At 68.6% G+C, this 24813-nt stretch carries 20 protein-coding genes and 2 tRNA genes; 15 read left to right on the forward strand and 7 right to left on the reverse strand.

Features of this window, described 5'->3' with window-relative positions; all coding sequences use genetic code 11:
* Window positions 1-202 precede the first annotated feature (202 nt).
* Both rplS and K6753_RS09690 read left to right on the forward strand, forming a co-directional pair.
* Complete coding sequence (gene rplS, locus K6753_RS09685; protein WP_223676253.1) at window positions 203-604, forward strand: 50S ribosomal protein L19; 402 nt, start codon at window positions 203-205, stop codon at window positions 602-604.
* Window positions 605-965: 361 nt separating this feature from the next.
* Window positions 966-1370 carry an RNA-binding S4 domain-containing protein gene (locus K6753_RS09690; protein WP_223676254.1) on the forward strand — a complete coding sequence of 135 codons (405 nt, stop codon included), beginning with the start codon at window positions 966-968 and terminating at the stop codon, window positions 1368-1370.
* A gap of 15 nt (window positions 1371-1385) precedes the next feature.
* Here the strand turns inward: K6753_RS09690 and K6753_RS09695 are convergent, their stop codons facing one another.
* From K6753_RS09695 to mutS, 3 genes are all read right to left on the reverse strand, one after another.
* A complete protein-coding gene (locus K6753_RS09695) occupies window positions 1386-2363 on the reverse strand; it encodes an SDR family NAD(P)-dependent oxidoreductase (protein ID WP_223676255.1) in 978 nt (325 codons plus the stop codon).
* 152 nt (window positions 2364-2515) lie between these two features.
* Complete coding sequence (gene katG / locus K6753_RS09700) at window positions 2516-4696, reverse strand: catalase/peroxidase HPI (protein WP_223676256.1); 2181 nt, start codon at window positions 4694-4696, stop codon at window positions 2516-2518.
* A 514-nt stretch (window positions 4697-5210) separates the two neighbouring features.
* Window positions 5211-7823, reverse strand: coding sequence for a DNA mismatch repair protein MutS (gene mutS / locus K6753_RS09705; RefSeq protein WP_223676257.1), 2613 nt, complete (start codon window positions 7821-7823; stop codon window positions 5211-5213).
* Window positions 7824-7978: 155 nt separating this feature from the next.
* Here mutS and K6753_RS09710 point away from each other — a divergent pair, with 155 nt between their 5' ends.
* The 13 genes from K6753_RS09710 to K6753_RS09770 all read left to right on the forward strand — a co-directional run bounded on the left by K6753_RS09710 (window position 7979) and on the right by K6753_RS09770 (window position 20855).
* Complete coding sequence (locus K6753_RS09710) at window positions 7979-8311, forward strand: ArsR/SmtB family transcription factor (RefSeq protein ID WP_223676258.1); 333 nt, start codon at window positions 7979-7981, stop codon at window positions 8309-8311.
* Window positions 8312-8337: 26 nt separating this feature from the next.
* Window positions 8338-9357 (forward strand): ArsJ-associated glyceraldehyde-3-phosphate dehydrogenase, encoded by a 1020-nt coding sequence (locus K6753_RS09715; RefSeq protein ID WP_223676259.1) that lies wholly within the window; start codon window positions 8338-8340, stop codon window positions 9355-9357.
* Window positions 9354-10598, forward strand: coding sequence for an organoarsenical effux MFS transporter ArsJ (gene arsJ, locus K6753_RS09720; RefSeq protein WP_223676260.1), 1245 nt, complete (start codon window positions 9354-9356; stop codon window positions 10596-10598). Before K6753_RS09715 ends, arsJ begins: the two co-directional genes overlap by 4 nt.
* Before the next feature lie 39 nt (window positions 10599-10637).
* Window positions 10638-11384 carry an arsenical resistance protein ArsH gene (gene arsH / locus K6753_RS09725; RefSeq protein WP_223676261.1) on the forward strand — a complete coding sequence of 249 codons (747 nt, stop codon included), beginning with the start codon at window positions 10638-10640 and terminating at the stop codon, window positions 11382-11384.
* Window positions 11385-11649: 265 nt separating this feature from the next.
* The gene (locus K6753_RS09730) at window positions 11650-14211 is read left to right on the forward strand and encodes a TonB-dependent receptor (protein ID WP_223676262.1); all 2562 of its coding nucleotides are present in this window, start codon (window positions 11650-11652) and stop codon (window positions 14209-14211) included.
* Window positions 14212-14286: 75 nt separating this feature from the next.
* Window positions 14287-14787 carry a CinA family protein gene (locus K6753_RS09735; protein WP_223676263.1) on the forward strand — a complete coding sequence of 167 codons (501 nt, stop codon included), beginning with the start codon at window positions 14287-14289 and terminating at the stop codon, window positions 14785-14787.
* Window positions 14788-14853: 66 nt separating this feature from the next.
* Window positions 14854-15495: a transcriptional repressor LexA gene (gene lexA, locus K6753_RS09740; RefSeq protein ID WP_223676264.1), complete on the forward strand. Its 642-nt coding sequence runs from the start codon at window positions 14854-14856 to the stop codon at window positions 15493-15495.
* Between the two features lie 179 nt (window positions 15496-15674).
* A complete protein-coding gene (gene recA / locus K6753_RS09745) occupies window positions 15675-16712 on the forward strand; it encodes a recombinase RecA (protein ID WP_223676265.1) in 1038 nt (345 codons plus the stop codon).
* A 162-nt stretch (window positions 16713-16874) separates the two neighbouring features.
* Window positions 16875-17390 carry a recombination regulator RecX gene (gene recX / locus K6753_RS09750; protein WP_425492112.1) on the forward strand — a complete coding sequence of 172 codons (516 nt, stop codon included), beginning with the start codon at window positions 16875-16877 and terminating at the stop codon, window positions 17388-17390.
* Window positions 17391-17517: 127 nt separating this feature from the next.
* The gene (gene alaS, locus K6753_RS09755; RefSeq protein WP_223676266.1) at window positions 17518-20151 is read left to right on the forward strand and encodes an alanine--tRNA ligase; all 2634 of its coding nucleotides are present in this window, start codon (window positions 17518-17520) and stop codon (window positions 20149-20151) included.
* Window positions 20152-20289: 138 nt separating this feature from the next.
* A complete protein-coding gene (csrA, locus tag K6753_RS09760; RefSeq protein ID WP_223676267.1) occupies window positions 20290-20490 on the forward strand; it encodes a carbon storage regulator CsrA in 201 nt (66 codons plus the stop codon).
* A 66-nt stretch (window positions 20491-20556) separates the two neighbouring features.
* Window positions 20557-20649: transfer RNA gene (locus K6753_RS09765), tRNA-Ser, on the forward strand.
* A gap of 129 nt (window positions 20650-20778) precedes the next feature.
* Window positions 20779-20855, forward strand: a tRNA-Arg gene (locus K6753_RS09770).
* A 141-nt stretch (window positions 20856-20996) separates the two neighbouring features.
* Here the strand turns inward: K6753_RS09770 and K6753_RS09775 are convergent.
* The 4 genes from K6753_RS09775 to K6753_RS09790 are packed head-to-tail and all read right to left on the reverse strand — an operon-like array spanning window position 20997 to window position 24762.
* Window positions 20997-21785: an alpha/beta hydrolase family protein gene (locus tag K6753_RS09775; protein WP_223676268.1), complete on the reverse strand. Its 789-nt coding sequence runs from the start codon at window positions 21783-21785 to the stop codon at window positions 20997-20999.
* Window positions 21786-21844: 59 nt separating this feature from the next.
* A complete protein-coding gene (gene thiD / locus K6753_RS09780; RefSeq protein WP_223676269.1) occupies window positions 21845-22660 on the reverse strand; it encodes a bifunctional hydroxymethylpyrimidine kinase/phosphomethylpyrimidine kinase in 816 nt (271 codons plus the stop codon).
* A 20-nt stretch (window positions 22661-22680) separates the two neighbouring features.
* A complete protein-coding gene (locus tag K6753_RS09785) occupies window positions 22681-23358 on the reverse strand; it encodes a YoaK family protein (protein ID WP_223676270.1) in 678 nt (225 codons plus the stop codon).
* Between the two features lie 3 nt (window positions 23359-23361).
* Complete coding sequence (locus K6753_RS09790; RefSeq protein WP_223676271.1) at window positions 23362-24762, reverse strand: PhoH family protein; 1401 nt, start codon at window positions 24760-24762, stop codon at window positions 23362-23364.
* Window positions 24763-24813: the final 51 nt, after the last annotated feature.

Raw genomic sequence — 24813 nt, forward strand, 5'->3', positions numbered from 1 at the left:
CCCGGTCTTGCCGGCCGGACAGGTGTAACCCCTAGCCACGAAAGGAAAAGGCCCGCTATAATGCGCGGCTTGACCGCCTGCTGGTGGTCTGTCTGCAGTTCCGGCAACACCCATAAAAAAGCCAGACGCGGGTCCACGTGCACTCGCGCTACAACGATTCCAACAGGCAGGCCACGCCGTGGCCACCCACCAGGTCAAAGTCATGAACAAGCCTTCGCTCAACACGCTTCTCCAGGAATTCGAGTCCCAGCAGGTCCAGCGCGAGCTGCCCGCCTTCAGCCCCGGCGACACCGTCGTCGTCAACGTCAAGGTGAAGGAAGGCAACCGCGAGCGCGTCCAGGCCTACGAGGGCGTGGTCATCGCGATGAAGAACGCGGGCCTGAATTCCTCGTTCACCGTGCGCAAGATCTCCCACGGCTTCGGCGTGGAGCGCGTGTTCCAGAGCCACAGCGCCACCATCGACTCGGTCGACGTGAAGCGCCGCGGCAAGGTCCGCGCCGGCAAGCTGTACTACCTGCGTGGCCTGGAAGGCAAGAAGGCGCGCATCAAGGAAGACCTGGCCGCTTACGCCAAGGCCAAGGCTGCCGCCGCCGCTACCGAGTAAGTCGCAGCTGCGTTTGCGCCACACCGGAACGGTCGCCGAAAGGCGGCCGTTTCGCGTTGTGAGGGCTGATTCGTGCGAGCACGCGCGGCGGCGACGGCGCCGACATCCGGTGGATGTCCGGTACCTCCAGCGGGTTCGAGCCTGACTCGAACAGGGCCCGCCACCCAACACCCCGTCATCCCGGCGTAAGCCGGGATCCATCTTCCCGGTCGCGACGCCGGTCATCGCAGGGCCGGATACCCGCACGCATCGGGATGTGGCCCGAGTGCACCCCGAGTGCACAACGCACGCATGGCCGTGCCGGGCCGACCGCCTCCTGCACAGGCATTGGAGAAGCCACCAACGTCCCCATCTAGCCGGCATGACCGAGCCGACCTCCGCAGTAACCGTACGCCTCGACCTGTGGCTCTGGGCCGCGCGCTTCTTCAAGACGCGCGGTCTGGCCCGTACCGCCATCGAGACCGGCAAGGTCGAAGTCGGTGGCCAGCGCGCCAAGGCCTCGCGCGCGGTCCGCATCGGCGACCGCATGCAGGTCGAGCGGGCGGGCGAGGTGTTCCAGATCGAAGTGCGTGACCTGTCCGACGTGCGTGGCCCCGCACCCGTGGCGCAGGCGCTGTATGCCGAAGACGAAGCGTCGCGATCGGCGCGAGCCGAAGTGCGCGCGCTGCAGGCCGCGCAGCGCACCGGCTACCGCGCACCGGAGGGCAAGCCGGACAAGCGCGCCCGCCGCCTGATCCGGGCGCTCGGGGACATCGACGCGCTGTAGTCGCGAGCTGCGTCTTCAGGCACGCCGGTCGCGGGCGGCCGGCAGGTAATCGCGCACCAGGTCCTCCGACACGCGCCACAGCCGTGCGGCCATGGCGCGGTCGCGCTGGTGGGCGCTCTGCTCGGCCGGCGCGAAGTCGCGGAAGAAGTCGCCGTTGAAGCGCGCCGCTTCCGGTGACACGGCCAGCCAGCACGGCGTCGCCGCCCCCTCCTGGACGCTGCGCGCATCAGCCCGGTAGCCGTAGTCCACGTTGCGCAGGATGTTGGTGCGCACGTGTCCCGGCGACACGCAATTGGAGGTGGCGCGGGTGCCGGCCGTGGCCAGGCCGTGGGCCAGAGCCAGCGAGAACAGGCCGTTCGCCAGTTTCGAGTGCGCGTAGCGGCCCCGCGCCCAGGTGCGGCCGGACAGGTCGCCGAACTGGATGCCGCCGGGCGGCGCGTCGGCTTCGCTACCGCTGCCCAGCACGACCACTCGCCCTTGCGGCGCTTCGACGATGCGGTCGAGGAGTCGTCGCACCAGCAGGTAGTGGCCGAGATGGTTGACCACGAACTGCTCCTCCAGCCCATGCACCTGCTGCAGGTCGTCCAGCACGATGCCGGCGTTGCAGACCAGCGCGTCGATGGGCGCTCCCATGGCGCGGATGGCATCGCTGCACGCCACGACCGAGTCGAATTCGCTCAACTCCAGGGCCACTGGCGTTGCCCGGCCCCTGACGCCTGCGCACGCCGCCCGCGCCTTCGCCGACGTGCGGCCCGTACCCACCACGTGCGCACCGCGTAGGGCGAGTACCCGCATCGTTTCCTGTCCGATGCCCGAGGTGCAGCCGGTGACGACAATGGTCTTGCCCGTGAGGTCGAGCCCGGCCGTCGCCTGCTCGGCAGTGGTGTCCGGAGCGTGCATGCCGGCTCCGGCGTCGCCCACGGGCAGGACCGTCAGCGCAGCGCCGGCGGCCGCGGACAGGATCAGGGCACGGCGCTGGTGGTCGATGGGCATGGCATGCGTTGCGGTCGGCGGGTCTGCAGCATGCCGCACCCGGGGCGTCGGCAGTAGACCGCTACCCTGCACGAAAGGCGCACGCGGCCTGGGGGACGGCAAAAAAAAGAGACCCCGCATGGGCGGGGTCTCGTCAGGGACGTCAGCGGGGATCAACGATGCAGGTCGAACCGGTCGGCCTCCATCACCTTGACCCATGCCTTGACGAAGTCGTTGACGAAATCCTTCTCGCCATCTCTGGAGGCATAGACCTCCGCCAGTGCACGCAGCTGCGAGTTGGAACCGAACACGAGGTCGGCCACCGTCGCCGTCCACTTCTGCTCGCCGGAGGCGCGGTCCAGGCCCTCGAACACGTGCGGGTTGGCCTCGGACTTGCGCCACTTGGTGCACATGTCCAGCAGGTTGGTGAAGAAGTCCGTCGTCAATGCGCCCGGCCGCTTGGTGAATACGCCGTGCTGCGTGCCCTTGTAGTTGGCGCCGATCGCGCGCAGGCCGCCGACCAGTACGGTCATCTGCGGCGCGGTGAGCTGCAGCAGGGCGGCGCGGTCGATCAGGGCGGTGGCCGTCTGTTCCTCGTCACCCTTGCGCACGTAGTTGCGGAACGCGTCGATCGCCGGCTCCAGCACCTCGAAGGAGTTGGCATCGGTCTGCTCGGCCGTGGCGTCGGTGCGGCCCGGGGTGAACGGCACGGTGACGTCGTGCCCGCCCTTGCGTGCGGCCTCTTCGATGCCCGCGCTGCCGCCCAGCACGATGAGGTCGGCCAGCGAAATCTTCCTGCCGCCGCCGGCCTTGCCGTTGAAGTCCGAACGCACCTTTTCCAGCACGCCGAGCACGCGTTGCAGCTCGGCCGGCTCGTTGACCTCCCAGTCCTTCTGCGGCTCCAGCCGGATGCGCGCGCCGTTGGCGCCGCCGCGCAGGTCGGTCCCGCGGAACGTCGACGCCGACGCCCAGGCGGTCTTGACCAGGTCCTGCACGGAAAGGCCCGAATCGAGCAGTGCCTTCTTCAGTGACTTGATGTCGGCATCGTCCACCAGCGGGTGGTCGACCGGCGGCACCGGGTCCTGCCAGATCAGGTCCTCTTCGGGCACCAGCTTGCCCAGGTAACGGGACTTCGGACCCATGTCGCGATGGGTCAGCTTGAACCAGGCACGGGCGAACGCGTCGGCGAACTTGTCCGGGTTGGCCAGGTAGTCGCGCGAGATCTTTTCGTACACCGGGTCCATGCGCATCGCCATGTCGGCGGTGGTCATCATCGGCTGGTGCAACTTGCCCGGGATGTGGGCATCCGGGACGTTGCAGCCGGCGTCGCCCTTGGGCTTCCACTGGTGCGCGCCGGCCGGGCTCTTGGTCAGTTCCCAGTCAAAGCCGAACAGCGTCTCGAAGTAGGCCATGTCCCACTTGGTGGGGGTCGGCGTCCATGCACCCTCCAGGCCGCTGGTGATGGTGTGGGGGCCGCAGCCGCTGTCGAGCGTGTTGGTCCAGCCCAGGCCCAGTTCCTCGATGTTGGCCGCCTCGGGTTCGCGGCCGACCGTATCCACCGGGCCGGCGCCGTGGCACTTGCCGAAGGTGTGGCCACCCGCCGTGAGCGCGACGGTCTCTTCGTCGTTCATCGCCATGCGCGCGAACGTCTCGCGGATGTCGCGGCCGGAACCGATCGGGTCGGGATTGCCGTTCGGGCCTTCCGGATTGACGTAGATCAGGCCCATCTGCACGGCGGCCAGCGGGTTGGCCAGCTCGCGCTCGCCGCTGTAGCGCTCGTCCCCCAGCCACGTGGATTCCGGGCCCCAGTCGATCGGCATGGGTTCCCACACGTCCTCGCGGCCGCCGCCGAAGCCGAACGTCTTCAGGCCCATTGATTCGAGCGAGACATTGCCGGCGAGGATGAAGAGGTCCGCCCACGACAGCTTGCGGCCGTACTTCTGCTTGATCGGCCACAGCAGGCGGCGTGCCTTGTCGAGGTTGCCGTTGTCGGGCCAGCTGTTGAGCGGGGCGAAGCGCTGGTCGCCCGAGCGCGCGCCGCCGCGGCCGTCGAAGATGCGATAGGTGCCGGCGGCGTGCCATGCCATGCGGATGAAGAACGGGCCGTAGTGGCCGTAGTCGGCGGGCCACCACGACTGCGAGTCGGTCATCAGTGCATGCAGGTCCTTGATGACGGCGTCGAGGTCGAGCGTCTTGAATTCGGCCGCGTAGTCGTAGTCCTCCATCATCGGATCGGCGAGGTCGGACTTCTTGTGCAGCACGGCCACGTCGAGCTGCTCGGGCCACCAGTCGGAGGTCGTGCGGGGGCGGGGACGCTTGTGGCCGGCAACGGGGCATTGCGTTTCTGCGTTCATGGTCCTGTCCTCTGGTCGATGGAGGCACCCGACGTCGACAGAGCGTCGCCGGTGGGCACCGATGGGGAATCTGGGGTGGGATGCGTGGGCCGCGTGGAGCGGGCTACACCGCGGGTCATGCGCGTGTGCGCCGCAAGGGCCGGCGCCGACTGTCTGGTCAACGGGTACTCACGCTTCGCGTTGCGTGCGCGAGTGGCCGCCGACCGCGCGATTCGCGGTGCGTCACGTGTCGGGTTGGGGGAATCGTCCGGATTCATTGCACGCCGCCCGTGCCGTCTTGGCACCGGGCTACCGTACGCCCGCCCACGTATCAATGAAAATCGTATTTACCGAACGGTTCGATAGGTTCGGACTATTAACGCCAGCTATCGCTTCAGTGGTATCGGGAGGCATCCCGTGGACGTGGGGCTGCCTATTCCCGATCGCGGCAAAGGCAGGTCCCTCCCCGCACCCGGTTCGTGCACGGGGGCGGCGATCGGGGAGCGGCCGGATCCGACAAGCGGGCGAGTCGCCCTCAGCCCAAGGCCTTCAACCGGTACAGCGCTTCCAGCGCCTGCTTGGGCGTCAGCTCGTCCGGGTCGATCGCGGCCAGCGCATCCAGCGCGGCGGACGACGGGGCGAACAGCCCGATCTGCTGCGGCGCATCCAATGCCGCGGCGGCGAACGATGGCGAGGGCGCGTCGCGTCCTTGCTGCTCCAGTTCGGCCAGGCGGCCGCGCGCCTGCGACACCACGCTGCGCGGAAGGCCGGCCAGCGCGGCGACCTGCAGGCCGAAGCTGCGGTCGGCCGGTCCGTCCTTGACGGCGTGCATGAAGACGAGGCGTTCGTTGCCGGCCTGGTCGCGGTGCTCGACCGCGTCCAGGTGCACGTTGGCGATGCCACTGCCGGGCTGCGCGAGTGCGGTGAGTTCGAAGTAGTGCGTGGCGAACAGCGTGTAGCTGCGGTTGGACCCGGCCAGGTGGCGCGCGCAGGCATCGGCCAGGGCCAGGCCGTCGTAGGTCGACGTACCGCGGCCGATCTCGTCCATCAGCACCAGGGAAGCGTCGGTGGCGTGGTGGAGGATGTAGCTGGTCTCGCTCATCTCGACCATGAAGGTCGACTGCCCGCGCGCCAGATCGTCGCCGGCGCCGATGCGGGTCAGGATGCGGTCGATCGGGCCGATCACCGCGCGCGAGGCGGGCACGAAGCTGCCGATGTGCGCCAGCAGCACGATCAGCGCGTTCTGCCGCATGTAGGTGCTCTTGCCGCCCATGTTCGGGCCGGTGATCACCAGCATGCGGCGGTGGCCGAGTTCCTCGGTGTCGCCCAGTCGCAGGTCGTTGGGCTCGAACGGTTCCTCGCGCACCGCTTCCACCACCGGATGGCGGCCGCGTTCGATGCACAGGCCCGCATCGTCGGTCAGTTCCGGGCGCGACCAGTCCAGCGCCTGCGCGCGTTCGGCGAAGGCGGCCAGCACGTCGAGTTCCGCCAGCGCCGCCGCGCAGCGCTTGAGCGGCTCCAGCCGCGCGTTGAGTTCGTCCAACAACTGCTCGTACAGCAGCCGCTCGCGTGCCAGGCTGCGCTCGCGCGCCGACAGCACCTTGTCCTCGAAGGCCTTCAGCTCCTCGGTGATGTAGCGCTCGGCGTTGGCCAGCGTCTGGCGGCGCGTGTAGTGCGTCGGTGCCTTGCCGGCCTGCGCCTTGCTGATCTCCAGGTAATAGCCGTGCACGCGGTTGTAGCCGACCTTGAGCGTCGGGATACCGCTGGCTTCGCGTTCGCGCACTTCCAGGTCGACGAGGAACTGGTCAGCGGTGGTCGACAGCGTGCGGAGCTCGTCGAGTTCGGCATCGAAGCCGTCGGCAAAGATCCCGCCGTCGCGTGCGAGCACCGGCGGTTGCTCGACCAGCGCCGACTTCAGCAGCGCGGCCTGCGCGTCGTGTTCGCCCAGTTCGTCAGACAGTGCCCGCAGGCGCGGCGCATCGAGGCGTTCGAGCACCGCGCGGACCGCCGGCAACAGGCCCAGGCCGTCGCGCAGGGTCGACAGGTCGCGCGGCCGCGCGCTGCGCAGGGCGATACGCGACAGGATGCGCTCGAGGTCGCCAACGGCGCGGAAGTGCTCGCGCAGGTCGGTGTCGGCGCCGGTATCGATCAGCGTGGCCACGGCCTGGTGGCGCTGGCGCAGGGTAGGGCGGTCGCGCAACGGGCGATGCAGCCAGCGGCGCAGCAGGCGCCCGCCCATCGGCGTGATGCTGGCATCGAGCACGCCCAGCAGCGTGTGGCGGGCATCGCCGTCGATGCGGCTGTCCAGCTCCAGGTGGCGCCGGGTGGCGGCGTTCATCGCGATGGCGCCGTCGCCCGACTCCACGGCGATGGACGTCAGGTGCGGCAGGCGCTGCTTCTGCGTTTCCTCCACGTACGCCAGCAGCGCCGCGGCGGCGGCAATGGCCTGCGGCCGGTCGTCGATGCCGAAGCCGGAGAGGTCGTGCAGGTTGAAGAACTTCAACAACTGGCGGCGACCGCTGTCGGCGTCGAACAGCCACGGTGCGCGGCGGCGCATGCCGGTCCGGCCGGTCACGAATGACGGCCAGCCGTCCTCGTCGGGCACCAGTGTTTCGGCCGGCTCCAGCCGGGCAAGCTCGGCTTCCAGCGCGTCCTCGCTGGCGACTTCGTTGACGAGGAACCGCCCACCGGCCAGGTCGGCCCAGGCCAGCCCGTAACCGGACTTGCCGCGCGCGACCGCCAGCAGCAGCGTGTCGCGGCGCTCGTTGAGCAGGGCTTCGTCCGTCACCGTGCCGGGGGTGACGATGCGCACCACCTTGCGTTCGACCAGCCCCTTGCTGGTGGCCGGGTCGCCGATCTGCTCGCAGATCGCCACCGATTCGCCCAGTGCGACCAGCCGCGCGAGATAGCCCTCGGAGGCGTGGTGCGGCACGCCGGCCATCGGGATGGGCGCGCCGCCGGAGCTGCCGCGCTGGGTCAGGGTGATGTCGAGCAGGCGCGCGGCCTTGCGCGCGTCGTCATAGAACAGCTCGTAGAAGTCGCCCATCCGGAAGAACAGCAGCACGTCCGGGTGCTCCGCCTTGGCGGCGAAGAACTGCTTCATCAGCGGGGTGTGTTCGGGCGTCTTCTCGGCGCTCTTGTCGGGCATGGACTGGCTGTCGGTTCGGGTGCGTCGCGGCGGTGCCGGGCGGGCGGCAGCCTTTGATCGGCGGCGGGTAAGTGTAGCGGTCGAGTTCCGAGGGCCGTTCCTGTCGGGGGCACACAGACTTCAAATTGAAACAATAATTCCAGTAGTATCGAAATATGGACACCCAGCATGCACTCGACGCACTCGCCGGCCTCGCCCAAAAGAGCCGCCTGGCCCTGTTCCGCGAGCTGGTGCAGCGCGGCCCGGCCGGCGCCACGCCCGGCGAGCTGGCCGACACGGTCGGCATCGCGCCCACCACGCTGTCCTTCCATCTGAAGACGCTGCTGCAGGCGGGACTGATCCAGGCCGAACAGCAGGGCCGCAGCATCACCTACCGCGCCGACTTCGACGCGATGCAGGGGCTGGTCGGGTACCTGACCGACAACTGCTGCGCCGGCGACGCGAGCCAGTGCGCGCCCGCATGCGCACCCGCCCGCAAGCGCGCCTGACCTCTCTTTCCTTCCTGGAGTTCCGCATGGCACTGAAGATCGGCATCAACGGATTCGGCCGCATGGGCCGGCTGGCGCTGCGCGCGGCATTGCAGCGCGACGACCTGTCGGCGCTGGCGTTCGTCCAGGTCAACGACCCGGCCGGCGACGCGGCGACGTTCGCGCACCTGCTCAACTTCGATTCCGTGCACGGCCGCTGGGGCCTGGAAGCGCGCGCCGACGGCGATGCGCTGGTGATCGGCGACCATCGCATCGCGCTGACCCGGCACACGGCGATCGGCGATACCGACTGGTCCGGCTGCGACGTGGTGATCGAGGCCTCCGGCCGTTACCGCAAGAAGGAACTGCTGCAGCCGTACCTCGACCAGGGCGTGGGCCGCGTGGTGGTGACCGCGCCGGTCAAACAGCCGGGCGTGCTGGACACGGTGGTCGGCGTCAATGACGACCGCTTCGACCCGGCGGTGCACCGCATCGTGACCGCCGCCTCGTGCACCACCAACTGCCTGGCACCGCTGGTCAAGGTGCTGCACGAAGGCCTGGGCATCCGCCACGGCAGCCTGACGACGATCCACTCGCTGACCAACACGCAGACCATCATCGATGCCGCGCACAAGGACCTGCGGCGTGCGCGCTCGTGTGGCGAAAGCCTGATCCCGACCTCGACCGGCTCGGCCACGGCCATCGCCGAGATCTTCCCCGAACTGCGCGGGCGGCTGGACGGCATCGCAGTGCGGGTGCCGCTGGCGAACGCGTCGCTGACCGATGCCGTGTTCGAAGTGGAGCGCGCGACGACCGTAGAAGAGGTCAACGCGTTGTTCAAGGCGGCGGCCGATGGCGCGCTTGCCGGTATCCTCGGATTCGAGGAGCGGCCGCTGGTGTCGATCGACTACCGCACCGATCCGCGCTCGGCCATCGTCGATGCCGGCTGCACGCGCGTCGTCAACGGTACGCAGGTGAAGGTCTACGCCTGGTACGACAACGAGTGGGGCTACGTGAACCGCACGGTCGAGCTCGCACTGAAGGTCGGTTCCGCGCCGCGGCCATGACAGCATCCGACGCGAGCGCGGGGGACATGCGCGCCGCCTGGCGGCAGTACGCGATCGTCACCGGCAACTACTGGGCGTTCACCCTGACCGACGGGGCGCTGCGGATGCTGGTGGTGCTGCACTTCCACCAGCTGGGCTATGGCGCGCTGCAGATCGCGCTGTTGTTCCTGTTCTACGAAATCTTTGGCGTGGTCACCAACCTGGTGGGCGGCTGGCTGGGCGCGCGCATCGGCCTCAACCGGACGATGAACATCGGCCTGGCGTTGCAGGTGGTGGCGCTGTCGATGCTGGCGGTGCCGGCGGCGTGGCTGGCGGTGCCGTGGGTCATGGCGGCGCAGGCGCTGTCGGGCATCGCCAAGGACCTCAACAAGATGAGCGCCAAGAGCAGCATCAAGCTGCTGGTGGCCGACGGCGCGCAAGGCACGTTGTACCGATGGGTGGCCGCGCTGACCGGGTCCAAGAACGCGCTCAAGGGCGTGGGGTTCTTCCTGGGCGGCGCGTTGCTGGCGCTGCTGGGGTTCCGTGGCTCGGTGCTGGCGATGGCCGGCGCGCTTGCGCTGGTGTGGATCGGCAGCCTGGTGTGGCTGCGGCAGGACCTGGGCCGCGCCAGCGGCAAGCCGAAGTTCCGCCACGTGTTTTCGTCCAGCCGCGCCATCAACGTGCTGTCGGCGGCGCGCATGTTCCTGTTCGGCGCGCGCGATGTGTGGTTCGTGGTTGCGCTGCCGGTGTTCCTGGCCGGCGTGCTGGGCTGGGACCACTGGCGCGTGGGCGGCTTCCTCGCCGCGTGGGTGATCGGGTACGGCGTGGTGCAGGCATTGGCGCCGCGGTTCACCGCGCGCGCCGACGCCGCGATACCGGGTGGGGGCACCGCGGCCGGCTGGGCGGCGCTGCTGGCCATCGTGCCGGCGGGCATTGCCCTGGCATTAGACACCGGCGTGGCGCCCGGACCGGTGCTGGTGGCCGGCCTGGCGGTGTTCGGCGTCGTCTTCGCCATCAATTCCGCCGTGCACAGCTACCTGATCGTCAGCCATGCACGCGCCGACGGCGTGTCGCTCGACGTCGGCTTCTACTACATGGCCAACGCGATGGGCCGGTTGCTGGGCACCGTGCTCTCGGGCTGGGTGTACCAGGTGGCGGGGTTGCAGGCGTGCCTGTGGATCTCCGCCGGGCTGGTGGCCATCGCGGCCCTGTTGGCGAAGGCGATGCCGCCGGTCGACCGGCCGATCGCTGCCACGCCATGACCCGTGTGCACTGCGCGCACCGCAACCGGAGCACATCGCATGAGCCTGCTCGAACCCATCCCCGTCCCGCGCCTGCGCGAACTGCCTGATCCGGATGTATTGCCGTCACTGCAGCGCGAGCACCTGCAACTGCCGGTTATTGATGGCCATCCTCCGCGGATCCTGCTGCTGTACGGCTCGTTGCGGGAGCGCTCGTACTCGCGGCTGGCAGTGGAGGAGGGCGCGCGCCTGCTGCAGCTGATGGGCGCGGAGACCCGCATCTTCGACCCGGGTGACCTGCCGCTGCCCGGTCAGGTCGCCGACGATGACCACCCGGCGGTGCACGAGTTGCGCGCGTTGTCGGTGTGGTCGGAAGGGCAGGTGTGGTGCAGCCCGGAGCGCCACGGCCAGATCACCGGCGTCATGAAGGCGCAGATCGACCACCTGCCGCTGACGATGGGTGGCGTGCGTCCGACGCAGGGCCGGACGCTGGCGGTGATGCAGGTGTCGGGCGGCTCGCAGTCGTTCAATGCGGTCAATACGCTGCGGCTGCTGGGACGGTGGATGCGGATGGTGACGATCCCCAACCAGTCCAGCATCGCCAAGGCCTGGCAGGAGTTCGACGACGCGGGCCGCATGCGTGCGTCCCCGTACTACGACCGTATCGTCGACGTGATGGAGGAGCTGGTGCGCTTCACGCTGCTGACCCGCGCTCACGTTCCGGCGCTGACGGACCGCTACTCGGAGCGGCGCTCGGCCGCCGACCGGGCCCGGATCGAGTTCGCCCGCAACGCCGCCGCCGGCTGATTTCCAGTAGCGCCGACCCCGTCCCACGACGCCTGCTGCGATGCGTCATGACCCCGCGCGCCAACGTGCTAGCGTCGGCGCGCCCGTTCGCAATGGACGTGCGCCAACGACCCCCGCCACTGATGGCCGGTCGAGCGGCGCGATTGCGTAGGGGCTCGGGGACTGCCGGCGTCGGGGGACGCGGCGAATTCAGCGGACACCCGCCAACGGTGGCCGCATCAGCCAGGGGAGAGTCGAGATGGGTTGCCGCAAGCCGGATCGCCGCATGCTGGTCGTGGCCGTCGCTGCCGTGTTGGGCACGATGGTCGCCGCACCGTTGTACGCACAGGAAGCCGCAAACGTCGCGGCGCAGGCTGGCCAGGAGGACGAAGAGGAGGCCACCACGCTGGCCGGCCTGACCGTCACCGCGCAGAAGCGCGAAGAGGCGCTGCAGGACGTGCCGATCTCGATCACCGCGTTGCCCGAGCAGTTGCTGCTCGACACCGGCGTCCGCGACGTCAAGGACCTGCAGGTGCTGGTGCCCGGCCTGACCGTGACCAGCACCCAGAGCGAGGCGCAGACCACTGCCCGCATCCGCGGCATCGGCACGGTCGGCGACAACGCCGGCCTGGAGTCGTCGGTCGGCGTGGTCATCGACGGCGTCTACCGCCCGCGCAACGGCGTGGGCTTCGGCGACCTCGGCGAGATCGAGCGCATCGAGGTGTTGAAGGGCCCGCAGGGGACGGTGTTCGGCAAGAACACGTCGGCGGGCGTCATCAACGTCATCACCAAGCGGCCCGACTACACGACGCGCGTGGAAGGCGAGCTCACCGTCGGCAACTACAACGCGCTGGGCGTGGCCGGCTCGCTCAACGCCCCGATCGGCGAAAACGCCGCCTTCCGCGTGTACGCGGCCAAGCGCAAGCGCGACGGCTTCATGGACGTGCGCACCGGCGGCGGCCCGCGCCGCGAGACCGAGGACTACGACCAGAACTTCCACTCCCTGCGCGGCCAGTTGCTGCTGGAGCCCAGCGACACGCTGGACATCAACTTCATCGCTGACTTCACCAGCCGCGAGGAGAACTGCTGCACCGGCGTGACCGTGGTGCGCGGCGGCACCGCGGCGATCATCGATGCGCTGTCGCCGGACGAGGGCGTGGCGCCCGTTGCCGACCCGTTCGCCCGGACGGCCTGGAGCAACCGCAGCACCGAGCAGGACATCAAGGACAAGGGCATCTCGATGGAGGCCAACTGGATCACGCCGTGGTTTGGCGACGCGGTCCTGACATCGGTGTCCGCCTACCGCGAGTGGGAAGCCATCAACGGCCTGGACTTCGACTTCAGCAGTGCCGACCTGCTGTATCGCAACGCCGAGCGCGACGAGTCGCTGACCGCGTTCGAGACCACCACGCAGGAATTCCGGCTGACCGGCGCCACGGACTCCATCGACTGGATGGTGGGCGCGTTCTATTCCAACGAAGACCTCAACCGCAACGAGACCTACCGCATCGGTGGCGCCTACGAGCCGTACCTGTCGATCGCGCTGCTGTCGCTGGTCAACCCGGCACTGGGCCAGCGGCCCGATGCGCCGCTGTTCCTGTCCGACGCCACCGGGCTGCCACCGGGCACGGTGTTCGCTGGCTTCGGCGCGGACGACACGTACCGGCAGAACGCCGAAAGCCTGGCGCTCTTCACCAACAACACCTGGCATGCGACCGATGCGCTCGACCTGACGCTGGGCCTTCGCTACACGAGCGAGGACAAGGCGCTGGACTCGGCCTACTCCAACCCCAACGGCAGCCCAGGCTGCTCGGCGATGCTGTCGCCAGAGGGCCAGGCGCGCATCGCCCAGGCGCTGCTCTCGCGCGGCGTGCCGGCTGCGGCATTGCCTTCCGTGATCCCGCAGGTGATCGGCTACGGCTGCCTGCCGTGGGCCAACCCGCTGCACAACGGCCGTGCCAGCCGCCAGGAGCGTGAGGAGAAGGAGTGGTCCGGCACGCTGAAGGCGGCCTACCGCTGGAACGACACCTGGATGACCTATGCCTCGGCCGCGCGTGGCTACAAGGCGGGCGGCTTCAACCTGGACCGCGTCCAGTCCAACACCGGCCTGTCCAGCGGTACCGCCGGCATCGTGCCGGTCGCCGACACGTCGTTCCCCGGTGAGTTCGTCGACAGCTACGAGCTGGGCGCCAAGACCACCTGGGCCGGCGGCAACCTCCTGGTCAACGCCACGCTGTTCCACCAGACCTACGAGGACTTCCAGCTCAACAGTTTCCTGGGCACCAGCTTCGTGGTGCGGTCGATTCCGGAGGTCGTGTCGCAGGGCATCGATACCGAGGTGCTGTGGAACACGGGCTTCGACGGCCTGTCGTTCCAAGGCGGCGTGACCTACGCCGACACCCGCTACGGCGACGAGGTGCCGGGGCCGGACTTCGTCGAGCCCACCGGCGCGCTGTACAAGTTGCCGGGCAGCCGCGTGAGCTTCGCGCCGCTGTGGTCGACCTCCGGTGCGGTGACGTACGAGTGGGGCTTCGGCGCGGACCTGGTGGGCCGGTTCAACCTGGGCGCCAAGTACATGTCCGAGTTCAATACCGGCTCCGACCTGGACGTGGAGAAGGTCCAGGAGGGCTATACGGTGGTCAACGCGCGTCTCGGCTTCGGCGCGCGCGACCGCAGCTGGATGGTGGAGCTGTGGGGACAGAACATCACCGACGAGGAGTACTACCAGGTGGGCTTCGATGCGCCGCTGCAGAACGTCTCGCCGGTGCCGGGCAACCCGTTCAACTCCTACAACGCGTTCCCGGGCGCGCCGGCGACCTACGGCGTCACGCTGCGGGTGATGTACTGACGGCGTAGCGGCTGCCCCAAGCGGTACCCACGCGCCCGGCCGGCAACGGCCGGGCGCTTCGCTATCATGCGGCGCATGAGCAAAGACGTCTCCGATGCCGCGCTGCAGGCGCAGGCCGAACGGGTCGCGCAGGCGGCCCTCCAGCACCACCAGCGCCTGGTCACCGCCGAGAGCTGCACGGGCGGCTGGATCGCCAAGACCCTGACCGACGTGGCCGGCTCCTCGGGCTGGTTCGATTGCGGCATGGCGGCCTACAGCTACGAGGCCAAGCAGGCGATGCTTGGCGTCAGCCCGCACACGCTGGAAGACCACGGTGCGGTCAGCCGGGAAACCGTGATCGAGATGGTGTCGGGGGCGCTGGTGCACTCCGGCGCGACAATCGCCGTGGCGGTGACCGGCATTGCCGGGCCCGGCGGCGGGACCGACGACAAACCCGTGGGCACCGTCTGGATAGCCTGGAAGCGCCGCGGCGGTTATCCGACCGCGCTGGTGTTCCATTTCGATGGCGACCGCGAGGCGATCCGTCGCCAGACCGTCGCCGCGGCGCTGCACGGGCTGCTCGACCTCATGGGCTGACCGCCTGTCGGTCACACGGGCAGGGCGGTTGCAATCGGCGGTGGCGCGTTAGTAGTATTGCTACCAATGGACCTGACCGACACCCAACGCAGCATCCTCGGGCTGATCGCCGAGCGCATCGAGGCCGAGGGCGTGCCGCCTTCGCAGACCGAGATCGCCCGGGCGATGGGTTTCAACAGCGTCCGGGCTGCTCAATACCACCTGGAAGCCCTCGAACGGGCCGGCGCGATCGAGCGCCGGCCCGGGCGGGCACGGGGCATCCGGCTGCTGGTGGAGCCGCAGCCGCTGGATCAGGCGGTCGCCGCCGACCAGGCTGACGGTGATGCCCTCCGGTTGCCGGTACTTGGCCGGGTCGCCGCGGGTGCGCCGATCGGCGCCGACATCGGCTCGGACGACTACGTGCTGCTGGACCGCGTGTTCTTTTCCCCCGCGCCGGACTACCTGCTAAAGGTGCAGGGCGATTCCATGCGTGACGAGGGCATCTTCGACGGCGACCTGATCGGCGTGCACCGCACCCGGGATGCCCGCTCCGGGCAAATTGTCGTCGCCCGGATCGACGACGAGGTCACCGTCAAGCTGCTGAAGATCGGTTCGGACCGCATCCGGCTGCTGCCGCGCAATCCCGACTACGCGCCCATCGACGTGCTGCCGGACCAGGACTTCGCTATCGAAGGCCTTTATTGCGGCCTGGTGAGGCCCAACCGTTGATCCGCGGTTGCGCCCCGGAAGTGTCCGTCATTGCGGCGCGGCGCTTTCCCACGCCGCGCCCAGCCCCATTCCCCTGCCGGCGTCCCCCACTGGACGCTACGGTGCCTGTGCGGGTCGCAGCCCGTGCGACCGCCCCGGCCTAGAGTGCCCCAATCCCGATGCAACCCAAGGAATCCACGATGGACGAGAACAAGAAGCGCGCCCTTTCCGCTGCACTGGGCCAGATCGAAAAGCAGTTCGGCAAGGGCTCGGTCATGCGCATGGGCGACCGTGTCGTGGAGGCGGCCGAGGTCATCGGCACCGGTTCGCTGATGCTGGACATCGCACTCGGCATCGGCGGCCTGCCCAAGGGCCGCGTGGTCGAGATCTACGGGCCCGAGTCCTCGGGCAAGACGACGCTGACGCTGCAGGCGATCGCCGAGTGCCAGAAGAAGGGCGGCACCGCGGCCTTCATCGATGCCGAGCACGCGCTCGACCCCACCTATGCGGCCAAGCTGGGCGTCAACGTGGACGACCTGCTGCTGTCGCAGCCCGACACCGGCGAGCAGGCGTTGGAGATCGCCGACATGCTGGTGCGATCGGGCGCGGTGGACATGGTCGTCGTCGACTCGGTCGCAGCGCTGACGCCGCGCGCCGAGATTGAGGGCGAGATGGGCGACCAGCTGCCCGGCCTGCAGGCCCGCCTGATGAGCCAGGCGCTGCGCAAGCTGACCGGCAACATCAAGCGCTCCAACTGCCTGGTGATCTTCATCAACCAGTTGCGCCACAAGATCGGCATCATGATGCCCGGCCAGAGCCCCGAGACCACCACCGGTGGCAACGCGCTGAAGTTCTATGCCTCCGTACGCCTGGACATCCGCCGCATCGGCGCGATCAAGAAGGGCGACGAGATCATCGGCAACCAGACCAAGATCAAGGTCGTCAAGAACAAGATGGCCCCGCCGTTCAAGCAGGTCATCACCGAGATCCTCTACGGGCAGGGCATCTCCCGCGAGGGCGAGCTGATCGACATGGGCGTGGAGGCCAAGCTGGTCCAGAAGGCCGGCGCCTGGTACAGCCTGGGCGAGGAGCGCATCGGGCAGGGCAAGGAGAACGCCCGCCAGTACCTCAAGGAGAACCCGGAGCTGGCCCGCCAGCTCGAGGCGACCCTGCGCGAGCAGTTCGTCCCGGCCGAAGCCAGCCGCGACGAAGACAAGGACAACGACTCCGAGGACTGATTCCGAGAGGCGCAGTAAACGATGGCCACCCCGGACAGCCCAGCACCTGGAACCGGTCCTGCCCGGCTCCCGGCAGCGTCCGGCCCGACTTCGGACGGGGCGGACGAGCGGGTGGGCGGGGTGGCCATCGCTTCGGATACGGGCGACACGGCGGCGGACCGGTTGTTTCCGGAGGGCGACGCAGCGTCCGGCCGGTCTGAATGCAAGAAACGACGTGGTGGGAACCGGACGCCCGCAAGCACCACCCAGCGGGCCCTTGCCCTGCTGGTGCGGCGCGAGCACTCGGCCCGGGAACTGACCCGCAAGCTGGTGGCGCGGGGACTCGACCCGGACGAGGTGCGCGAGTCGGTGGACCGGCTGGCCGACGCCGGCTGGCAGGACGACACGCGATTCGCCGAAAGCCTGGTCCGCAGTCGCGCCGCCAGCGGCTACGGGCCCATCCACGTGCGCGCAGAGCTGGGCACGCACGGCCTGGACAGCGCCGCGGTCGACGCGGCGATGGGGAGCTTCGACGGGGACTGGACGGAACAGGCCCGCGACCTCGCACGCCGCCGCTGCGGCCCGCCGCGCGACGACCTCGCATGGCGCCGGAAAGTCGCCGACCTGCTGGCGCGTCGCGGGTTCCCGGGTGACGTCATCCGGACCGTGAGCCGGTTCGATCCCGACGACGTCTTCTAGCCTCACGGCCGCCCCTTCCGCCTGTTACGCTTGTCGGCTCGCCCGGTTGACGCTGCCGCCAGACGGCCCCACGTTGGGAGCCCCGGCGGGCGTCGACCTGCCCAGCCCTCCGATCCGCGTGCCAGGCATGAAAACGACCAACGACGTCCGTCGCGACTTCATCGAGTTCTTCCGCGACAAGGCCCACACCATCGTCCCGTCCGCACCCTTGGTGCCGGCCAACGACCCGACCCTGTTGTTCACCAACTCGGGCATGGTGCAGTTCAAGAACGTGTTCCTGGGCAGCGAGAAGCCCGGCTATGTCCGCGCGGCCGACGTGCAGCGCTGCCTGCGCGCCGGCGGCAAGCACAACGATCTCGACCAGGTGGGCTACACCGCGCGCCACCACACCTTCTTCGAGATGCTGGGCAACTGGTCGTTCGGCGACTATTTCAAGGAAGACGCCATCAAGTGGGCGTGGCAGCTGCTGACCGAGGTCTGGAAGCTGCCGGCCGACCGCCTGACCGTCACCGTGTACCAGACCGATGACGAGGCCTACGCCATTTGGCGCGACCAGGTGGGCGTGCCCGAGGCGCGCATCATCCGTATCGGCGACAACAAGGGCGCACCGTTCGCCTCCGACAACTTCTGGCAGATGGCCGACACCGGTCCCTGTGGCCCGTGCACGGAAATCTTCTACGACCACGGCGAGCACATTGCCGGCGGCCCGCCGGGCTCCCCGGACGAGGACGGCGATCGCTTCATCGAGATCTGGAACCTGGTCTTCATGCAGTTCGACCGCCAGCCCGATGGCACGCTCGCGCCGCTGCCGGCGCCGTGCGTCGACACCGGCATGGGGCTGGAGCGCATTGCGGCTGTGTTGCAGGGCGTGCATGGCAACTACGAGATCGACCTGTTCCAGCGCCTGATCGGCGCGGCCGCCGAGGCAACCGCCACGACTGATCGCGGCAACAAGTCGCTGCGCGTGATCGCCGACCACATCCGCGCCTGTGCGTTCCTGATCGTCGACGGCGTGCTGCCGTCCAACGAGGGACGCGGCTACGTGCTGCGCCGGATCATCCGGCGCGCGCTGCGCCACGGTTGGATGCTCGGCCAGAAGCAGCCGTTCTTCCACCGCATGGTCCCCGTGCTGGTGGAGGTGATGGGCGAGGCCTATCCGGAGCTGGTCGCGAAACAGGAGTTCGTCGAGCGAGCTTTGCAGGCCGAGGAGGAGCGCTTCGCCGAGACGCTCGACTCGGGCATGCGCATCTTCGACGAAGTCGCGTCGCGCTCGCAGGGCACCATCCCCGGTGCCGATGCGTTCCGCCTCTACGACACCTACGGCTTCCCGGTCGACCTGACCGCCGACATCGCGCGCGAGCGCGGCCTGTCCGTCGACATGGCGGGCTTTGATGCGGCGATGGCGCAACAGCGCGAGACCGCGCGCGCCGCCGGCAAGTTCGGCAATGCGACCACGCTGCCGGCCGAGCTGGCCGCGCAACTGCCGGCCACCGAATTCCTGGGTTACGAGCGCCTGACCGAAGGCGGGCTGGAAGTTGTGGCGCTGCTGCGCGACGGCCGTCCGGTGGACGCGCTGCAAGCGGGCGAGGCCGGCGTGGTAATCCTCGACCGCACGCCGTTCTATGCCGAGAGCGGTGGCCAAGTCGGCGATGCTGGCGAGCTGGACGAGGCCGGTACCCGCTTCAAGGTCGACGACACCGTGAAGTTCGCGGGCCAGTTCCATGGCCACGTCGGTACGTTGACGGCCGGCACCCTGCGTTGCGGCGATCGCGTGCTGGGCGCAGTGAACGAGGCGCGCCGCGCCAGCACCGTGCTCAACCACTCGGCCACCCACCTGCTGCATTCCGCGCTGCGCAGCGTGCTGGGCGAGCACGTGGTGCAGAAGGGCTCGCTGGTGGCGCCCGATCGCCTGCGCTTCGACTTCTCGCACTTCCAGCCGGTGACGGCCGTGGAGCTGGCCGAGATCGAGCGCCGGGTCAACGACGAGATCCGTGGCAACCACGCCGCGGAAATCCACAACATGGGCATGCAGGAGGCGCTGGACTTCGGCGCCCTGGCCCTGTTCGGCGAGAAGTACGGCGACCAGGTGCGCGTGTTGCGCATGGGCGGCACGTCGACCGAACTGTGTGGCGGCACGCACGTGTCGCGCACCGGCGACATCGGCGTGTTCAAGATCGTTTCCGAAGGCGGTGTCTCGGCGGGCGTCCGCCGGATCGAGGCATTGACCGGGCAGGGGGCGCTTGACTACATCGCGCAGGAAGAGCGCCAGTTGGGCGAGGCCGCGCAGTTGCTCGGCGCGCCGACGGCCGAGGTCGTCGACAAGCTGCGCAGCGTGCTGGACCGCCAGAAGAAGCTCGAGCGCGAGCTGGAATCGCTGAAGGCGAAGGCCGCCAGTGGTGCCACCGCCGACCTGGGCGCTGCGGCGAAGGACGTCGCCGGCATCAAGGTGCTGGCCAGCCGGCTGGAAGGGTTCGACGCCAAGGCACTGCGTGACGCCGTGGACCGGCTCAAGCAGCAGCTGGGTGACGCCGTGATCATCCTGGCCGGTGCCGAAGGCGGCAAGGCCGCGCTGGTGGCGGGTGTCAGCGGCGCGGCGGCCGGTAAAGTGAAGGCCGGCGACCTGCTGGGCCACGTGGCCGGCCAGATCAACGGCCGGGGCGGCGGCCGGCCCGACATGGCGCAGGGCGGGGGAGACGACGGCCCGGCCCTGAAGGACGCACTGGCGGGCGTGGCGGCGTGGGTTGAACATCGCCTGACCTGACCCGCCAAACCCATGACTTCCATCGCTTGTGGCAGTGCCGCTGGCGTACAATAATCGCCGTTTGCTCAATCACTGGAAGCGCTTCCATGCCGGGGCGCAATCGTCGGCCCACGAGCGGCCGGCCGAGGAGAATTACCCATGCTTATCCTGACGCGTCGCGTCGGTGAGACCCTAATGATCGGCGACTCGGTGACCGTCACCGTGCTCGGCGTCAAGGGCAACCAGGTCCGTATCGGTATCACCGCGCCCAAGGACGTGGCGGTGCACCGGGAAGAAATCTACCAGCGCATCCAGCGTGGCGACGCGCCCGCGGATGATGCGAAGGATGCGGCAGTCTGAGGAAAGGTTTGCCGCGCGTGGGGTGAGCCGTTATGCTTCCCGCCCGCACGAAGTTGGATGTGCCGCGGAGAGTTGCCCGAGTGGCTGAAGGGGCTCCCCTGCTAAGGGAGTATAGGGTTTATAGCTCTATCGAGGGTTCGAATCCCTCACTCTCCGCCAGTTACACCGCCGCCTTGCAAGCGGCATGACATCGCCCGCGGAATCAATGCCGCGACGCGGTGGACGAGTCGGAAAGTCGAGAAAAATGTTTGACGGGATTCGCTCCAGTCGCCATAATTCTCCGACTACGCGCCCGTAGCTCAGCTGGATAGAGCACCAGGCTACGAACTTGGGGGTCGGAGGTTCGAATCCTTCCGGGCGCGCCAATACAGAAGAAGAAAGCCGGCGAGCATATCGTCGGCTTTTTTCTTTTGGGTCACGGTAGATGGCGTTATTGCCGACCGCAGTGGTGGTGCGTCGAGAGACTCACTGGGGCCCCGGCGCACGCATGCGGCGTGCAATCACGGTTACCCGCGTTCGACGCCCTCGCACAGCCAGTCGGCGATTGCGTCGGGCGTGCGCATCCATGCGAAATGATCGGCCTCGGTATCCACGTGCACCGCGCCCATGCGCCGCGATTGCGTAGGCGCATTGGGAAATTTCGCGAGCAGGAAGTCGAGCGACGAAATGGGTGCCAGCCAGTCGTCGTCCAGCACCACGCCCCGGACCCGGGGTGCTGCCGACGCCATGGCGCGTTCAAGGTCGACTTCGATGCCCCTCGCCGCGTAGCGGCCTGTCAGCGCGGTCGACGCCCAATCGGCCATTACGCCCGGGGCTTCCTGCCCGCCGAACCCGATGCGCCGGCCGGGCAGGGCGCCGAACCGCCTCGCCAGCCATGGCAGGAACCGATAGGCGAACGGGAGGGCGTACCTGAGCGGGCGCGGAAACGCGCGCCAGTAGGGCGCGCCGCTGGCGACCAGCCAGAGCTGGCCGGCCGCATCCGGCGCGAGGCCAAGGTGGCAGCACGCGAGTTGTCCGCCCAGGCTGTGGCCACCCACGACGCGTGCAAGACCCGGCAGCCGTTGCCGCAGCGCGGCTTCGCTAGCCGGCAGGTCGACCGTCAGCAGCTCGCGGTAACCCCAGTCGCATCCGTGGCCCGCGCGCAGCGAGCTGCTGCCATGCCCGCGCCACTCGTGCATGAAGGTCGCGATCCCGTGCCGGGCCAGGGACTGGGCGAATGGCTGGTAATGACGTGCGGCGACGCCGAGGGCCGGCAACCACAGCAGCGTGGCGACTGGATCGCGTGGCAATGTCACTGACAGCGAAAACCGGTGTCCGTCTTCTGCGCGGACCTGGATCTCTTCTATTCCGTCGCTCATTGCACGCGCGCCGCGCCGAAGTGGTCGAGCACGACCACGGGACCCTTGCCGGGCCGGTATCCCAGCGCCAGTGCCCTCGCGATGTATGCGGTGGCGGCTTCGCAGGCATCGCGCACGGTGAGGCCGCGACACAGGTGGGCGGCGATCGACGAGGCCAGCGTGCAGCCCGTGCCATGGCCTTCAACGGTCAATCGTTCGTGGATGAACTCGGTGCCGTCCGGCCCCTCGAGCAGGCGATCGATCACCCGTGTCCCCTCGTCGAGGTGTCCGCCTTTGAGCAGTACCGCTCTCGCGCCCGCGCTCCGCAGCGCCTGCAACGCATCGACGGCCTGGGCTGCGCTCGTGATGGACCGGCCGAGCAGCAGTTCCGCCTCGGGGATGTTGGGAGTGAGGATGGTTGCCATCGGCATCAGGCGCAGCCGCATCGCGTCCAGTGCCTCGGGCTCGAGCAACCGTGCGCCCGACGTGGCCACCATCACCGGGTCCAGGACGACATGGGGCGGCGCATGGCGCTCCAGCGCGTCGGCCACCGCATGGATTACGTCGGCGGTGGCGAGCATCCCCAGCTTGACCGCGCCAATCCGGAAGTCCTCGAAGCAGGCGTCGATCTGCGCGCGCAAGATATCGATGGGCGGAACGTGCACCGCAGTGACGCCGCGGGTGTGCTGGGCCGTCAGCGCGGTCACCGCGCTGAGTCCGTGCACACCGTGGGCGGCGAAGGTCTTGAGGTCGGCCTGGATGCCGGCACCGCCACCGGAGTCGGATCCGGCAATGGTGAGCGCGCTGGGGGGGCGGGAATCGGTGGGGTTCATGGACGGCATTGTCCCTGAACCTACGGAAGCCCGGGCCGCCGCACTGCAAGCTGCCGGTAAGCGAAGTAGCCCAGTCCGGCCCCGCCCGTCAGCGCTGCGGGTAGGTACAGCGTGGCATAGCGGATCTTCGCGAAGAGCACCGCCCCGACCACGCCCCCGAAGAAGAAAAAGCAGATCACCAGCGCGCAGAGCGCCAGCCGGCGACGTCCCAACGGCAGACCGCGCAGTGCGTGTCCGATCATGATGCCCAGGTCGGTAAACATGCCGCTGACGTGCGAGGTCCGTACCAATGCGCCGCTGTAGGTGGTCGCCATCGCGTTCTGCAATCCACAGGCCATTGCGGCGAGGATAGGGCCACCCAAGTGCTGCCCGCGGAACAGCGGGATCGACGCCAGCAGCATCAGCGATTCGATGCTCAGGGCGACGCCGTAGCGACGACCGAGTCGCAGGGTGCTGTCCTGCACGAGCAGGCCGCTGAGCATGGCGCCGGCCACGAACGCGACCAGCATCGCGGCCAGTCCAAGCGCCACGCCGGCATCCCCAGTGACCAGGGCGGCGGCCAGCAGCGAGGTGTTGCCGGTGAGGTGCGTCACCGCTTGCTGCTGGAAACCGAGGAAGCCGACCACGTTGACCATACCGGCCACACTTGCCAGCGCGGCTGCCCCGACCCAGACCCACGTGGGCAGCCGCTCGGCCATGGACTACAACACGTCCGAAGCGTAGTCGGCCAGTCGCGAACGCTCACCGCGGCGCAGGGTGACGTGGGCGCTGTGCGGCCAGTTCTTGAACCGGTCGACGGCGTAGGTCAAACCGGACGTCGTCTCGGTGAGATACGGGGTATCGATCTGCTCGACGTTGCCCAGGCAGACGATCTTGGTGCCGGGGCCGGCGCGGGTGATCAACGTCTTCATCTGCTTCGGAGAGAGGTTCTGCGCCTCGTCCAGGATCAGGTAGCGGCTGAGGAACGTGCGGCCGCGCATGAAGTTCATTGAGCGGATCTTGATGCGGGAGGCGAGCAGGTCGTTGGTCGCCGCGCGGCCCCAACTGCCGCCTTCCTGGTTGTGCGTCAGCACTTCCAGGTTATCGGTCAGCGCGCCCATCCACGGCGTCATCTTTTCTTCCTCGGTGCCCGGCAGGAAGCCGATGTCCTCGCCGACGCTCACCGTCGCGCGGGTCATGATGATTTCCCGGTAGCGCTGCTGGTCCATGGTCTGCGCCAGGCCCGCCGCAAGCGCCAGCAGCGTCTTGCCGGTGCCGGCCGTGCCGAGCAGGGTGACGAAGTCGACCTCGGGGTCCATCAGTGCGTTGAGCGCGAAGTTCTGCTCGCGGTTGCGCGCGGTGATGCCCCACACCGCGTGCTGGTTGTGGCGGTAGTCGTCGACGATCTGCAGCGTGACCTTGTCGTCGGCCACGCGCGTGACGCGCATCTGCGACTCGTCGTCGCCCGGCAGGTAGAGGAACTGGTTGGGGTGCCAGTCGTCCTCGCCCTCGCCCCGGCCGATCTCGTAGAACGTGCGGCCCTTGTCGGTCCAGGACTTCAGGTCCTTGCCGTGGCGCTGCCAGAAGTCTTCCGGGAGGGCGGTGGCGCCGGTGTAGAGCAGGCTGAAATCGTCCAGCGCGCGGTCGTTCTCGTAGTCCTCCGAATCGATCCCCGCAATCGATGCCTTGATCCGCAGGTTGATGTCCTTGGACACCAGCACCACCGGCACGCCCGGGTCGGACTCCTTCAGCGCCAGCACGGCGCCGAGGATGTGGTTGTCCGGGATGACCGCGCCGAAGCGGCGGCCGGCGTCGAAGCTCTCGGTCTGGAAGCGCAGCTTGCCGATGCTCTGGGCACCACGAAGCTGCAGGCCCTGCGGCCGGTTGAGGGTGATGCCGTCGCGGATGCGATCGGTGCCCTCGATCTCGATCAACTCGTTGAGGAACCGGCTGACCTGCCGCGCGTTGCGGCTGGCCTCCGACGTGCCCTTCTTGCCGTTGTCCAGCTCCTCGATGACCTGCATCGGCAGGTAGACGTCGTGTTCCTCGAACTTGAACAGCGCGGTCGGGTCGTGCATCAGGACGTTGGTGTCCAGCACGTAGATGCGCTTGCCTTTGGTCATCGAGAGCTCCAGTCGGGTAGGGGCACTGCAGGGGACAACATGGATTGCGCG

It is taken from the genome of Novilysobacter selenitireducens (assembly GCF_020026895.1).
Taxonomy (GTDB): Bacteria; Pseudomonadota; Gammaproteobacteria; order Xanthomonadales; family Xanthomonadaceae; genus Lysobacter_C; species Lysobacter_C selenitireducens.

Bases quoted from the DNA above. Each gene is read 5' to 3' on its own strand.
- recA (WP_223676265.1), top strand. From the start codon at position 15,675: ATGGACGAGAACAAGAAGCGCGCCCTTTCCGCTGCACTGGGCCAGATC.
- alaS (WP_223676266.1), top strand. From the start codon at position 17,518: ATGAAAACGACCAACGACGTCCGTCGCGACTTCATCGAGTTCTTCCGC.
- K6753_RS09730 (WP_223676262.1), top strand. From the start codon at position 11,650: ATGCTGGTCGTGGCCGTCGCTGCCGTGTTGGGCACGATGGTCGCCGCA.
- thiD (WP_223676269.1), bottom strand. From the start codon at position 22,660: ATGAACCCCACCGATTCCCGCCCCCCCAGCGCGCTCACCATTGCCGGA.
- lexA (WP_223676264.1), top strand. From the start codon at position 14,854: ATGGACCTGACCGACACCCAACGCAGCATCCTCGGGCTGATCGCCGAG.
- K6753_RS09715 (WP_223676259.1), top strand. From the start codon at position 8,338: ATGGCACTGAAGATCGGCATCAACGGATTCGGCCGCATGGGCCGGCTG.
- K6753_RS09695 (WP_223676255.1), bottom strand. From the start codon at position 2,363: ATGCCCATCGACCACCAGCGCCGTGCCCTGATCCTGTCCGCGGCCGCC.
- csrA (WP_223676267.1), top strand. From the start codon at position 20,290: ATGCTTATCCTGACGCGTCGCGTCGGTGAGACCCTAATGATCGGCGAC.
- K6753_RS09690 (WP_223676254.1), top strand. From the start codon at position 966: ATGACCGAGCCGACCTCCGCAGTAACCGTACGCCTCGACCTGTGGCTC.
- K6753_RS09710 (WP_223676258.1), top strand. From the start codon at position 7,979: ATGGACACCCAGCATGCACTCGACGCACTCGCCGGCCTCGCCCAAAAG.
- katG (WP_223676256.1), bottom strand. From the start codon at position 4,696: ATGAACGCAGAAACGCAATGCCCCGTTGCCGGCCACAAGCGTCCCCGC.
- rplS (WP_223676253.1), top strand. From the start codon at position 203: ATGAACAAGCCTTCGCTCAACACGCTTCTCCAGGAATTCGAGTCCCAG.
- arsH (WP_223676261.1), top strand. From the start codon at position 10,638: ATGAGCCTGCTCGAACCCATCCCCGTCCCGCGCCTGCGCGAACTGCCT.
- arsJ (WP_223676260.1), top strand. From the start codon at position 9,354: ATGACAGCATCCGACGCGAGCGCGGGGGACATGCGCGCCGCCTGGCGG.
- K6753_RS09790 (WP_223676271.1), bottom strand. From the start codon at position 24,762: ATGACCAAAGGCAAGCGCATCTACGTGCTGGACACCAACGTCCTGATG.
- K6753_RS09785 (WP_223676270.1), bottom strand. From the start codon at position 23,358: ATGGCCGAGCGGCTGCCCACGTGGGTCTGGGTCGGGGCAGCCGCGCTG.
- mutS (WP_223676257.1), bottom strand. From the start codon at position 7,823: ATGCCCGACAAGAGCGCCGAGAAGACGCCCGAACACACCCCGCTGATG.
- K6753_RS09735 (WP_223676263.1), top strand. From the start codon at position 14,287: ATGAGCAAAGACGTCTCCGATGCCGCGCTGCAGGCGCAGGCCGAACGG.